Annotated in this window: 9 protein-coding genes; all 9 read right to left on the bottom strand. The window is 67.3% G+C overall.

All coding sequences use genetic code 11. The features are described from left to right. Window positions 1-151 precede the first annotated feature (151 nt). The gene (locus tag GL259_RS23250; protein WP_159535287.1) at window positions 152-697 is read right to left on the bottom strand and encodes a DUF1707 and DUF4190 domain-containing protein; all 546 of its coding nucleotides are present in this window, start codon (window positions 695-697) and stop codon (window positions 152-154) included. Window positions 698-857: 160 nt separating this feature from the next. Further along, the gene (locus GL259_RS23245) at window positions 858-4757 is read right to left on the bottom strand and encodes a DNA-directed RNA polymerase subunit beta' (RefSeq protein WP_159535286.1); all 3900 of its coding nucleotides are present in this window, start codon (window positions 4755-4757) and stop codon (window positions 858-860) included. A 97-nt stretch (window positions 4758-4854) separates the two neighbouring features. Continuing rightward, window positions 4855-8340 carry a DNA-directed RNA polymerase subunit beta gene (rpoB, locus tag GL259_RS23240; protein WP_159535285.1) on the bottom strand — a complete coding sequence of 1162 codons (3486 nt, stop codon included), beginning with the start codon at window positions 8338-8340 and terminating at the stop codon, window positions 4855-4857. 579 nt (window positions 8341-8919) lie between these two features. After that, the gene (gene rplL / locus GL259_RS23235) at window positions 8920-9309 is read right to left on the bottom strand and encodes a 50S ribosomal protein L7/L12 (RefSeq protein ID WP_159535284.1); all 390 of its coding nucleotides are present in this window, start codon (window positions 9307-9309) and stop codon (window positions 8920-8922) included. A gap of 114 nt (window positions 9310-9423) precedes the next feature. Then, window positions 9424-9954 carry a 50S ribosomal protein L10 gene (gene rplJ / locus GL259_RS23230; RefSeq protein WP_159535283.1) on the bottom strand — a complete coding sequence of 177 codons (531 nt, stop codon included), beginning with the start codon at window positions 9952-9954 and terminating at the stop codon, window positions 9424-9426. 314 nt (window positions 9955-10268) lie between these two features. After that, a complete protein-coding gene (locus GL259_RS23225) occupies window positions 10269-11222 on the bottom strand; it encodes a hypothetical protein (RefSeq protein ID WP_159535282.1) in 954 nt (317 codons plus the stop codon). 161 nt (window positions 11223-11383) lie between these two features. Next, entirely contained in the window at window positions 11384-12109 is a 726-nt protein-coding gene (gene rplA, locus GL259_RS23220; RefSeq protein WP_159535281.1) for a 50S ribosomal protein L1, read from the bottom strand. Between the two features lie 84 nt (window positions 12110-12193). After that, entirely contained in the window at window positions 12194-12628 is a 435-nt protein-coding gene (gene rplK, locus GL259_RS23215) for a 50S ribosomal protein L11 (RefSeq protein ID WP_073940577.1), read from the bottom strand. A gap of 180 nt (window positions 12629-12808) precedes the next feature. Further along, complete coding sequence (gene nusG, locus GL259_RS23210) at window positions 12809-13657, bottom strand: transcription termination/antitermination protein NusG (RefSeq protein WP_159535280.1); 849 nt, start codon at window positions 13655-13657, stop codon at window positions 12809-12811. Between the last annotated feature and the right edge of the window lie 18 nt (window positions 13658-13675).

Genomic DNA, 13675 nt, shown 5'->3' with positions numbered 1-13675 from the left:
CGGTGTGATGGCACGCACGAAGGCCAGGGCACACCCCAGGCACAAGGTCTGAGCGTACCTATCGCATTCGCTGCGGTCAAAACAAATGGGCTCTGCCCGCATGGTCGCGCGGAGCACGTCAAACGCATACACCGATGATGATCTTCGATTGTCAACCGGACGCCAGTGCCAGTGCGAACGACAGGAACATCAGGACGGCCCACGCCGCGTTCGCCAGCCAGCCGAGCGCCAGCCCGGTCAGCGCCAGCCCGTCGCCCTCCTCTCCGGTGCGCGCGATCTCGGCGCGCGCCGCGTGCCCCAGGACGACCGCCGGGATGCCGGTGAGCCCGAAGGTGACCAGGCAGAGCCCGCCGCAGACGGCCGCGGCGACCGCCTTGCCGTTCACCCGCGCCCGGGGCGCCGGCAGGAACACCGCCGGCACGGCGGTCCCGGCGTGCGGTACGGGTCCCTGCGGCAGGTCGGCCACCAGCAGCGCCAGCTCGCCCACCGTACGGGCCTCGTACGCCCGCGCGACGCGCCGGTCGAACTCGGGCTTCTCCAGCCGCCCCTCCCCGTAGCCGGCTCTCAGGACGTCCACGGCCCGCTCCCGCTCGGCGTGCGAGGCACGCATGGACGGGACGGTCCGCCCGCCCCACGGCTGCGGTCCGCCGTGTCCCTGCTGCCAGGGCTGCCACTGCGGATACGGCGAATACGACACCGAGCACCATCTCCCCCGTCGCACCGGGTCCCTCCATGATGCGCCGGAGCGGACGTTCCGGCACGGGTACGGACGGAAAAGACGCCCGCGCCGGCTTCCGGGGAACGCCGAAGGGCGGCCACCCCGCCCGGGGTGACCGCCCTTCGGTCGTGCTGCTCGCTTACTGGTTGTACGGACCGTAGTCGTAGTCCTCCAGCGGAACGGCCTGGCCGGAGCCGGTGCCGAACGGCGAGTAGTCGATGTCGTCGTAGCCGACGGCCGAGTACATCGCGGCCTTGGCCTCCTCGGTCGGCTCGACCCGGATGTTGCGGTAGCGGGACAGGCCCGTACCGGCCGGGATGAGCTTACCGATGATGACGTTCTCCTTGAGGCCGATCAGGGAGTCGGACTTGGCGTTGATCGCCGCGTCCGTGAGGACCCTGGTCGTCTCCTGGAAGGACGCCGCCGACAGCCAGGACTCGGTCGCCAGCGAGGCCTTGGTGATACCCATGAGCTGCGGACGGCCGGAGGCCGGGTGACCGCCCTCCTGGACCACACGACGGTTCTCGGTCTCGAACTTCGAGCGCTCGACCAGCTCGCCGGGCAGCAGCTCGGCGTCGCCGGACTCGATGATCGTCACCCGGCGGAGCATCTGCCGGATGATGATCTCGATGTGCTTGTCGTGGATCGACACACCCTGCGAGTTGTAGACCTTCTGGACCTCGCCGACCAGGTGGACCTGGACGGCGCGCTGGCCCAGGATGCGCAGCACGTCGTGCGGGTTGGTGGCACCCACGGTGAGCTTCTGGCCCACCTCGACGTGCTCGCCCTCGCTGACCAGGAGACGGGCGCGCTTGGAGATCGGGTAGGCCGTCTCGTCGCTGCCGTCGTCCGGCGTGATGACGATCTTCTTGGTCTTCTCGGTCTCCTCGATCCGCACGCGGCCGGAGGCCTCGGAGATCGGGGCGACACCCTTCGGGGTACGGGCCTCGAAGAGCTCGACGACACGCGGCAGACCCTGGGTGATGTCGTCACCGGCCACACCACCGGTGTGGAAGGTACGCATCGTCAGCTGGGTGCCGGGCTCACCGATGGACTGGGCGGCGATGATGCCGACCGCCTCACCGATGTCGACCAGCTTGCCGGTGGCCAGCGAACGGCCGTAGCACATCGCGCAGGTGCCGACGGCGGACTCGCAGGTCAGGACCGAGCGGGTCTTGACCTCCTCGACGCCGCGGGAGACGAGCTCCTCGATGAGGACGTCGCCCAGGTCGGTGCCGGCCGGGGCCAGCACCTGGCCGTCGACCACGATGTCCTCGGCGAGGCAGCGCGCGTACACGGACGTCTCGACGTCCTCCGCCTTGCGCAGCACGCCGTCGGCGCCGCGGTCGGCGATCTTGAGGCGCAGACCGCGCTCGGTGCCGCAGTCCTCCTCGCGGATGATGACGTCCTGGGAGACGTCGACCAGACGACGGGTGAGGTAACCCGAGTCGGCGGTCCGCAGGGCGGTGTCCGCCAGACCCTTACGGGCACCGTGCGTGGAGATGAAGTACTCCAGCACGGACAGGCCCTCACGGAACGACGCCTTGATCGGACGCGGGATCGTCTCGTTCTTCGCGTTCGACACCAGACCACGCATACCGGCGATCTGACGCATCTGCATCATGTTGCCTCGTGCACCCGAGTTCACCATCATGAAGATCGGGTTGGTCTTCGGGAAGTTGTCGTTCATCGCCTCGGCGACCTCGTTGGTCGCCTTGGTCCAGATCGCGATGAGCTCCTGCGTGCGCTCGTCCTTGGTGATCAGACCGCGCTCGTACTGCTTCTGGACCTTCTCGTCCTGCGCCTCGTAGCCCTTGACGATCTCCTTCTTCGCCTCGGGGACGACGACGTCGGAGATGGCGACGGTGACGCCGGAACGGGTGGCCCAGTAGAAGCCGGCCGCCTTCAGGTTGTCGAGCGTCGCCGCCACGATGACCTTCGGGTAGCGCTCGGCGAGGTCGTTGACGATCTCGGAGAGCTGCTTCTTGCCGACCTCGTAGTCGACGAACGGGTAGTCCTCGGGCAGCAGCTCGTTGAAGAGCGCGCGGCCCAGGGTGGTGTTCAGCCGGAAGCTGTCACCCTGCTGCCACTCGGGCTCGCCCTCCTCGCGCGCCGGCGGGGTCCAGCCGCGCGGCGGGATGGTGCCGACCGGGAAGCGGACGTCGATCTTCGACTGGAGCGACAGCTCGCCCGCGTCGAAGGCCATGATCGCCTCCGCGACCGAGGCGAAGGAACGGCCCTCGCCCTTGAGGTCGCGCATCTCGCCGTCGGTGGTGAGGAAGAACAGACCGAGGACCATGTCCTGGGTCGGCATCGTCACCGGACGGCCGTCGGCCGGCTTGAGGATGTTGTTCGAGGACAGCATCAGGATGCGGGCCTCGGCCTGCGCCTCCGCGGACAGCGGCAGGTGCACGGCCATCTGGTCACCGTCGAAGTCCGCGTTGAACGCGGTGCACACGAGCGGGTGGATCTGGATGGCCTTGCCCTCGACCAGCTGCGGCTCGAAGGCCTGGATGCCGAGGCGGTGCAGCGTGGGCGCACGGTTCAGCAGAACCGGGTGCTCCGCGATGACCTCTTCCAGCACGTCGTACACGACCGTGCGGCCGCGCTCGACCATGCGCTTGGCGCTCTTGATGTTCTGCGCGTGGTTCAGGTCGACCAGGCGCTTCATCACGAACGGCTTGAACAGCTCCAGCGCCATCGCCTTCGGCAGACCGCACTGGTGCAGCTTCAGCTGCGGACCGACGACGATCACGGAACGCGCGGAGTAGTCCACGCGCTTGCCGAGCAGGTTCTGGCGGAAGCGGCCCTGCTTGCCCTTGAGCATGTCGGACAGCGACTTCAGCGGACGGTTGCCGGGGCCCGTCACCGGGCGGCCACGACGACCGTTGTCGAAGAGGGCGTCGACGGCCTCCTGGAGCATGCGCTTCTCGTTGTTCACGATGATCTCGGGCGCGCCGAGGTCGAGAAGCCGCTTCAGGCGGTTGTTGCGGTTGATGACACGGCGGTACAGGTCGTTCAGGTCGGAGGTCGCGAAGCGGCCACCGTCCAGCTGCACCATCGGACGCAGGTCCGGCGGGATGACCGGCACGCAGTCCAGCACCATGCCCTTGGGGCTGTTGGACGTCTGCAGGAACGCGGAGACGACCTTCAGGCGCTTGAGCGCACGGGTCTTCTTCTGGCCCTTGCCGGTGCGGATGATCTCGCGGAGCTTCTCGGCCTCCTCCTCGAGGTCGAAGGACTCCAGGCGCTTCTGCAGCGCCGCGGCACCCATCGAGCCGTCGAAGTACGTGCCGAAGCGGTCGCGCAGCTCGCGGTAGAGCAGCTCGTCGCCCTCGAGGTCCTGGACCTTGAGGTTCTTGAACCGGCTCCACACCTCGTCGAGGCGGTCGATCTCGCGCTGCGCGCGGTCGCGCAGCTGCTTCATCTCACGCTCGGCACCCTCGCGCACCTTGCGGCGCACGTCGGCCTTGGCGCCCTCGGACTCGAGCTCGGCCAGGTCGGACTCGAGCTTCTTGGCGCGGGCCTCGAGATCGGCGTCGCGGCGGTTCTCGATCTGCTGGCGCTCGACGGAGACGTGGGCCTCCAGCGAGGGCAGGTCGCGGGTGCGGCGCTCCTCGTCGACGTACGTGATCATGTACGCCGCGAAGTAGATGACCTTCTCCAGGTCCTTCGGAGCGAGGTCGAGCAGGTAACCCAGGCGCGACGGGACGCCCTTGAAGTACCAGATGTGCGTGACGGGCGCGGCCAGCTCGATGTGGCCCATCCGCTCACGGCGCACCTTGGCGCGCGTGACCTCCACGCCACAGCGCTCACAGATGATGCCCTTGAAGCGGACGCGCTTGTACTTGCCGCAGTAGCACTCCCAGTCCCGGGTCGGACCGAAGATCTTCTCGCAGAAGAGTCCGTCCTTCTCGGGCTTGAGGGTGCGGTAGTTGATGGTCTCGGGCTTCTTGACCTCGCCGTGGCTCCACTGACGGATGTCGTCAGCGGTGGCCAGGCCGATCCGGAGCTCGTCGAAGAAGTTGACGTCGAGCACTATGCGTCAATCCCTCTCAGGGTCGTAAGTCTTGGGGTCTGAAACGGGGGTCCTGGGGCCGGCGGACCGTGGTGGTTCACGGTCCGCCGGACTCCCGTCAGACCTCTTCGACGCTGCTCGGCTCGCGCCGGGACAGGTCGATGCCGAGCTCCTCCGCAGCGCGGAAGACGTCCTCGTCGGTGTCACGCATCTCGATGGACATACCGTCGCTGGACAGCACCTCCACGTTCAGGCACAGGGACTGCATCTCCTTGATGAGCACCTTGAAGGACTCGGGGATGCCGGGCTCGGGGATGTTCTCGCCCTTGACGATGGCCTCGTAGACCTTCACGCGGCCGGTGACGTCGTCGGACTTGATGGTCAGCAGCTCCTGGAGCGCGTAGGCGGCGCCGTACGCCTCGAGTGCCCACACCTCCATCTCGCCGAACCGCTGGCCACCGAACTGAGCCTTACCACCCAGCGGCTGCTGGGTGATCATGGAGTACGGACCGGTCGAACGGGCGTGCAGCTTGTCGTCGACCAGGTGGTGCAGCTTCAGGATGTACATGTAGCCGACCGAGATCGGGTCCGGGAACGGCTCACCGCTACGGCCGTCGAACAGCCGCGCCTTGCCGGTCGGGAGCACCATGCGCTCGCCGTCGCGGTTCGGGATGGTGTGCTGGAGCAGACCCGCGAGCTCGTCCTCACGCGCACCGTCGAAGACCGGGGTGGCGACGTTGGTGCCGGGCTCGACCTTGTCGGCGCCGATGGCCTGGAGGCGCTGGGCCCACTCCTCCGCGAGGCCGGAGACGTCCCAGCCGCGGCTGGCGAGCCAGCCGAGGTGGATCTCCAGGACCTGTCCCGGGTTCATTCGGGACGGCACGCCCAGCGGGTTGAGGATGATGTCGACCGGGGTCCCGTCCTCGAGGAACGGCATGTCCTCGATGGGCAGGATCTTGGAGATGACGCCCTTGTTGCCGTGGCGGCCGGCGAGCTTGTCACCGTCGGTGATCTTGCGCTTCTGCGCGACGTAGACGCGCACCAGCTGGTTCACACCGGGGGGAAGCTCGTCGCCCTCCTCGCGGTCGAAGACGCGCACGCCGATGACCTTGCCGGTCTCGCCGTGCGGCACCTTCAGCGAGGTGTCACGGACCTCACGGGCCTTCTCACCGAAGATCGCGCGGAGCAGGCGCTCCTCGGGGGTCAGCTCGGTCTCGCCCTTGGGCGTGACCTTGCCGACCAGGATGTCGCCGGCGATGACCTCGGCGCCGATGCGGATGATGCCGCGCTCGTCGAGGTCGGCGAGGACCTCCTCGGAGACGTTCGGGATGTCCCGGGTGATCTCCTCGGGGCCGAGCTTGGTGTCACGGGCGTCGACCTCGTGCTCCTCGATGTGGATCGAGGAGAGGACGTCGTCCTGCACGAGGCGCTGCGACAGGATGATCGCGTCCTCGTAGTTGTGACCCTCCCACGGCATGAACGCGACCAGCAGGTTCTTGCCGAGCGCCATCTCGCCGTTCTGGGTGGCCGGACCGTCGGCGAGGACCTGGCCCTCGACGACGCGGTCGCCCTCGTTGACGATGACCTTCTGGTTGACCGAGGTGCCCTGGTTGGAGCGGGCGAACTTGGCCAGGCGGTACGTGATGTACGTGCCGTCGTCGTTGGCGGTGGTGATGTAGTCCGCGGAGACCTCCTGGACCACACCCGCCTTCTCGGCCTTGACCACGTCGCCGGCGTCGACGGCGGAGCGGTACTCCATGCCGGTGCCGACGAGCGGGGACTCGGACTTGATCAGCGGCACGGCCTGGCGCATCATGTTCGCGCCCATCAGGGCACGGTTGGCGTCGTCGTGCTCGAGGAAGGGGATCATGGCGGTCGCGACCGACACCATCTGGCGCGGCGAGACGTCCATGTAGTCCACGTCCTCGGGGCCGACGTAGTCGACCTCGCCGCCCTTGCGGCGGACCAGCACGCGGGCCTCGGCGAACCGCAGTTCGTCGGTGAGCGGCGCGTTGGCCTGCGCGATGACGAAGCGGTCCTCCTCGTCGGCGGTCAGGTAGTCGACCTCGTCGGTGACCTGGCCGTCGACCACCTTGCGGTACGGCGTCTCGATGAAGCCGAACGCGTTGACCCGGCCGTAGGAGGCCAGCGAGCCGATCAGACCGATGTTCGGGCCTTCGGGGGTCTCGATCGGGCACATGCGGCCGTAGTGCGAGGGGTGCACGTCACGGACCTCGAAGCCGGCCCGCTCACGGGAGAGACCACCCGGGCCGAGCGCGGACAGACGACGCTTGTGCGTCAGCCCGGACAGCGGGTTGTTCTGGTCCATGAACTGGGACAGCTGGCTGGTGCCGAAGAACTCCTTGATGGAGGCGACGACCGGCCGGATGTTGATCAGGGTCTGCGGCGTGATCGCCTCGACGTCCTGCGTGGTCATGCGCTCGCGCACGACGCGCTCCATGCGCGCCAGACCCGTGCGGACCTGGTTCTGGATGAGCTCGCCGACGCTGCGCAGACGGCGGTTGCCGAAGTGGTCGATGTCGTCGGTCTCGACGACGATCGTCTGACCGCTGTCGCCGACCGTCTCGGTCTCGCCCGCGTGCAGCTTCACCAGGTACTTGATCGTCGAGATGATGTCCTCGACGGTCAGGATGCCCGCGTCCAGCGGGGCGTCCGCACCCAGCTTCTTGTTGACCTTGTAGCGGCCGACCTTGGCCAGGTCGTAGCGCTTGGGGTTGAAGTAGAGGTTCTCGAGCAGCGTCTGCGCGGCCTCACGCGTGGGGGGCTCGCCCGGGCGCAGCTTGCGGTAGATGTCGAGCAGCGCGTCGTCCTGGCCCTGGGTGTGGTCCTTCTCCAGGGTGGCGCGCATGGACTCGTACTCGCCGAACTCCTCGAGGATCTGCTCGGTGGTCCAGCCGAGCGCCTTCAGGAGGACGGTGACGGACTGCTTGCGCTTGCGGTCGATGCGGACACCGACCATGTCGCGCTTGTCGATCTCCATCTCCAGCCAGGCACCCCGGGACGGGATGATCTTGGCGGAGAAGATGTCCTTGTCGGAGGTCTTGTCGATGCTGGAGTCGAAGTAGACACCCGGGGAACGGACCAGCTGCGACACCACGACACGCTCGGTGCCGTTGATGACGAAGGTGCCCTTGTTCGTCATGAGCGGGAAGTCGCCCATGAAGACGGTCTGGGACTTGATCTCGCCGGTCTCGTTGTTGGTGAACTCGGCGGTGACGAAGAGCGGGGCGGCGTACGTGAAGTCGCGCTCCTTGCACTCGTCGATGGAGTTCTTCGGCGGCTCGAAGCGGTGGTCGCGGAAGGTCAGCGACATCGACCCGGAGAAGTCCTCGATCGGGGAGATCTCCTCGAAGATCTCCTCGAGCCCGGACTTGGTGGGGACGTCCTGACCGTTCTCGAGAGCCTCCTCGACCCGACTCTGCCAGGCCGTGTTGCCGAGCAGCCAGTCGAAGCTCTCGGTCTGCAGCGCGAGCAGGTTGGGAACCTCGAGAGGCTCCTTGATCTTTGCAAAGGAGATGCGCAGCGGGGCGGTGCTGGCGCCGTTGTTCGTATTCGCGGTCGAGGCGTTGCGCGAGGCGGCCAAGAGGGGGTCCTTCCGAGGGCTCGGACTCACTACGCGCGTACCGGCCCCCCACTGTGCGCAGAGACAGAAATCCCAGGTCGGAGATGATCTAGTCGTCTGTGCTCGAGTGAGGGCATGCCCCTGGTGACGGGCAGGGGACAGCTAACAGGCAGCGCAAAGGGTCAGTGTAGCCACTTGGCACACTGATGTCCAGTGCGGGTTTTCGAGACCAATGGAGGCCCTCGTTGTTCTCAACTCCTGCGACAAGGCGCTGCCCTCAACGCACGGTGATACTGCCCTCTTTGCCGTCGATCCATGCCTCGGATTCGGATCCTTGTGACGACGCGTCCTGAGAATTGCGCGCCGCGTGCGGTTCGTCAAGGCCCTCCTTGCCCGAACCGCCTGCCACCAGGTGAGTCCTCGTGGCCCGTGGGGCACGACGAAGATCACCATACCCCCCGCCGTCCCGGGTGCAAGGCAGCCGCCGCCGGACCCCGGATACGCCGAGGAGCGACCACCCGGATGGATGATCGCTCCTCGGCGCTTGCGCGTTACACGCCCAGCGGGACGTGCGGTGGGTCCTGACGGGCCCGGAAGGTCTTACTTGACCTCGACGGAGGCGCCGGCGCCCTTGAGGGCCTCGGCGGCCTTGTCGGCGGCTTCCTTGTTGACCTTCTCGAGGACCGGCTTCGGGGTGCCGTCGACCAGGTCCTTGGCCTCCTTGAGGCCCAGGGAGGTGAGCTCGCGCACGACCTTGATGACCTGGATCTTCTTGTCGCCGGCACCGGTGAGGATGACGTCGAACTCGTCCTTCTCCTCGACGGCCTCGGCGGCGGCGCCACCGGCGGCACCACCGGCGACGACGACCGGGGCGGCCGCGGCGGCGGTGACGTCGAACTTCTCCTCGAAGGCCTTCACGAACTCGGAGAGCTCGATGAGGGTCATCTCCTCGAACTGGGCCAGCAGCTCGTCCTGGGTGAGCTTCGCCATGATGGCGGTCCTTCCACTAAATCGGCAGGTGCCGGATGTACTGGGTAAGGCGGGCGTACGTCGGGCCCGCATCGACCCTCACCTCACGCGGCGAGGATCGGAAAGCGAGCCGAATTACTCGGCACCGCCCTGCTCGTCCTGCTTGGCACGGAGCGCGTCCACGGTGCGGACGAGCTTCGACGGCAGCGCCTGGAAGACAGAGGCAGCCTGCGACTGCTTGCCCTTCAGGGCACCGGCCAGCTTGGAGAGCAGAACCTCGCGGGACTCGAGGTCCGCAAGCTTCTTGATCTCGTCGGCGGAGAGCGCCTTGCCGTCAAGGACACCGCCCTTGATGACGAGATTCGGGTTGTCCTTGGCGAAGTCACGAAGACCCTTCGCCGACTCCACCGGGTCACCGGTGACGAAGGCGACCGCCGTCGGACCAGCGAAGAGCTGGTCGTCCAGCGTGATCCCGGCCTCGTTGGCCGCAATCTTGGTCAGCGTGTTCTTCACCACGGCGTACTGGGCGTTCTCACCGAGCGAACGGCGCAGCGTCTTCAGCTGCGCCACGGTGAGACCGCGGTACTCGGTCAGCACGGCGGCGTTGGAGCTGCGGAACTTGTCCGTCAGCTCGGCAACCGCGGCAGCCTTGTCGGGCCTCGCCATAGAGCCTCGGCCTCCTTCCGGGTGATTCGGACCGCGCGGACCCGAAGGAGGACTGGGGAAAACGAAACGCCCCGGGCGCAGGCGCACGGGGCGAGGCTCAACCGGTTCTCTCACGCGCACTCGGCGGCGAGATCCGGGAACTCTTCCACTGTCACCTGCGCGGGTCGTCCGCAGTTCAGCGGATCCTTCGGCCACCGCGCCCTCTCGCGAGCGCGCGGCAACGACCAGCGGTCTTTGGCTTCTGTGGAAGAGTACGGGAACGGATCGGCGTCAGGCAAATCGGCCGAGCGTGTGCTCCGCAGGCGCCGGGAGCGTCAGGAGCTGAGACCGGCCTCGGACTCGGAGCCCATGCCCTCCAGCTCCTGCATCATCTCCATGAGGTCGAGCGTCTCCCCCGCCGGCGGGGCCTGGACCTCGGCCTTGGCGCCGTAGTCGGAGTAGTGGGCCGTCATGTTCATGGTGCCCTGGGGCATCTTCATGCCGACGACCATCTTGACCGGGTAGTTGTCCTCGTTGACCCAGACCTGGGTGTCGTAGCCCTTCAGGCCCGCCTTCTCGACGTTGGCGATCAGGTCCTGGCGCTCCTTCTCGGAGAGCAGGCCGTCGGCGGCCTTGTTGGCGTCGAGCATCTCCTCGAAGCTCAGCGTGCCCTTGTAGTGCTGCGTCCGGACGCCGTCGACCTTCTCCGGGCCGACGTGCTTCAGGTTCGGCGACTCGAGCAGCAGGGCGAGCTGCTGGGCCGGGTCCTGGTTCATGTTCTCCAGGCCGCCGGTCATCTGCTTCTGCATCTCCGCGTCACCGGACGCCTCGGCGATGGCGGCGAAGTCCATCTTCATCCAGCGCTTGCCGTCCATCTCGGCGGCCTGCTTCGCGCCCATGTCCATGTACATGACGTTGTCGAGCATGATCATGCGGACCTGCTCGGGAGCATCCGGGTCGCCCTCGGTGAGCGCGGAACCCTTCATGGTGACGTCCATGACGGCCGGGTCCCAGCCCTGCACGCCGGAGATCTCCATGGTGCCGCCGCCCTCCGCGGAGGCCGGCATCGACATGGTCATCCGGACCTTGGAGGACTTGGCCTCCGAGGTCTTCTTGAAGGCGGCCTGGAGCACCTCGGTCATCTGGTTCTGCGTCTGGATCTGGGACTCCGCCGAGTCGGCGGCCTTCTTCTTCCCGCCCCCGTCGCCGTCCTGACAGCCCGCGACACCCGCGACGACGGCCACGGCCGTCAGGGAGACACCCGCGCGCTTCCATGCGGACATGCCCATGAATCCCACCCCTGGTTGTTTCGGTGTTGTTGTACCTGTGAATCAGCTGAACGGTAACGCACCCGGCTGACACTGGCGTACGAAAAAACCCGTCCCCGCGCCTTCTGAGACGCAGGGACGGGTTCAGCGGTTGTACGGACCGGCGGGCCGGTCCGGCCGGCTCAGACCGCGGCCGGGTCCTCCTCGACGAGGAGGTTGCGGGTGCGGTTCGGGTCGACCGGGATGCCGGGGCCCATCGTGGTGGTGATGGCGGCCTTCTTGATGTAGCGGCCCTTGGCGGCGGACGGCTTCAGACGGAGGATCTCCTCCAGCGCGGCGCCGTAGTTCTCCACCAGCTTGGTGTCGTCGAACGACGTCTTGCCGATGATGAAGTGCAGGTTCGAGTGCTTGTCGACGCGGAACTCGATCTTGCCGCCCTTGATGTCGTTGACAGCCTTGGCGACGTCCGGGGTCACGGTGCCGGTCTTCGGGTTCGGCATCAGACCACGGGGACCGAGCACGCGGCCGAGGCGGCCGACCTTGCCCATGAGGTCCGGGGTGGCGACGACGGCGTCGAAGTCCAGACGGCCCTTCGACACCTCGTCGATCAGCTCGTCGGCGCCGACGATGTCGGCGCCCGCGGCACGCGCGGCCTCGGCACGGTCACCGGTCGCGAAGACCAGGACCCGGGCGGTCTTACCGGTGCCGTGCGGGAGGTTCACGGTGCCACGGACCATCTGGTCGGCCTTGCGCGGGTCGACACCCAGGCGGAAGGCGACCTCGACGGTGCCGTCGAACTTGGTCGTGGAGGTCTCCTTGGCGAGACGGACGGCCTCGAGCGGGGCGTACAGCTTCTCCCGGTCGATCTTGGCGTCCGCAGCGCGGAGAGACTTGCTGCGCTTGCTCACTTAAAGCTCCTGTGGATTCTTAGGAGTCGTGGTCCGGGCCGAGCCGGCCCTTCCACACTTCTGCTTGGCTTACGGGGGTGGGGGTCAGCCCTCGACCGTGACGCCCATGGAACGGGCGGTGCCGGCGATGATCTTCTCGGCGGCGTCCAGGTCGTTGGCGTTGAGGTCGGGCATCTTGGTGGTGGCGATCTCGCGGACCTGCTCGCGGGTGATCTTCGCGACCTTGGTCTTGTGCGGCTCGCCGGAGCCCTTCTCCACGCCCGCGGCCTTGAGGATCATCTTGGCGGCCGGGGGGGTCTTGGTGACGAAGGTGAAGGAACGGTCCTCGTAGACCGTGATCTCCACCGGGATGACCCAACCGCGCTGCGACTCGGTCGCGGCGTTGTAGGCCTTGCAGAACTCCATGATGTTGACGCCGTGCTGGCCCAGCGCGGGGCCGACCGGCGGGGCCGGGTTCGCGGCACCGGCCTGGATCTGGAGCTTGATGAGCCCCGTGACCTTCTTCTTCTTGGGAGGCATGGCTCTCCGGGTCCTTTCGATTCGGGTCCTGCCCGCGTCAGGGGGACAACCCGGACGCAGGCATACCGCACAACGATAACGGGTACGTATGCGCGGCCAAAAACCGGGCAGGTCAGGCGGACGCCGGAGCGTTCACCTGACCTGCCCGGAAGCGTGGCTCCAGAGGATCCGGCCCGAGGGTCAGTTCTTCTGGATCTGGTCGAAGGAGAGCTCGACCGGCGTCTCGCGGCCGAAGATCTCCACCAGGCCCTTGACCTTCTTGGAGTCGGGGTTGATCTCGTTGATGGTCGCCTGGAGCGTGGCGAACGGGCCGTCGGTGACGGTGACCGAGTCGCCGACCTCGAAGTCCAGCACCTGGACCTCGACCTTGCGCTGCGGAGCCGGCTTGCCCTCGGCCTCGGCGGCCTCGCGGGCGGCCTTCTCCTCGGCCTCCGGGGCGAGCATCTTGACGATCTCGTCCAGCGTCAGCGGGTACGGGTCGTAGGCGTTGCCCACGAAGCCGGTGACACCGGGGGTGTTGCGGACGACGCCCCAGGACTCGTTCGTCAGGTCCATGCGGACCAGGACGTAACCCGGGAGCTTGTTCTGCTTGATCGTCTTGCGGTCGCCGTTCTTGATCTGGACGACCTCCTCCTGCGGCACCTCGGCCTGGAAGATGTAGTCCTCGACGTTCAGCGAGACGGCGCGCTGCTCCAGGTTGGTCTTCACCCGGTTCTCGTAACCCGCGTACGTGTGGATGACGTACCACTCGCCGGGCAGCGTCCGCAGTTCCTCGCGGAGCTTCTCGACCGGGTCCCGGTCGTCCTCCTCGGCCGCTTCCTCGGTCTCGGCGGCGTCCTCGGCCTCGGCCTCCGCGACCTCGTCCTCGGCCTCGGCGGCGTCGTCCTCGGTGGTGTCGGCAGCCTCGGTCTCCGCGAAGACCTCGGTGTCCTCGGTGTCCGCGCCCGCGACGGCGTCGAGCGCCTCCTCGGCGGACTCGGCCCCGTCGCCGCGAGGCTCGACGGCGTCGTTCACGTTCGGGTCAGACACGGTGGCTGCTTCTTCCTG

It is taken from the genome of Streptomyces sp. Tu 3180 (assembly GCF_009852415.1).
Taxonomy (GTDB): Bacteria; Actinomycetota; Actinomycetes; order Streptomycetales; family Streptomycetaceae; genus Streptomyces.
The sequence above is the reverse complement of the archived record's forward strand: the minus strand, read 5'-3'. Positions and strand labels throughout refer to the sequence as shown.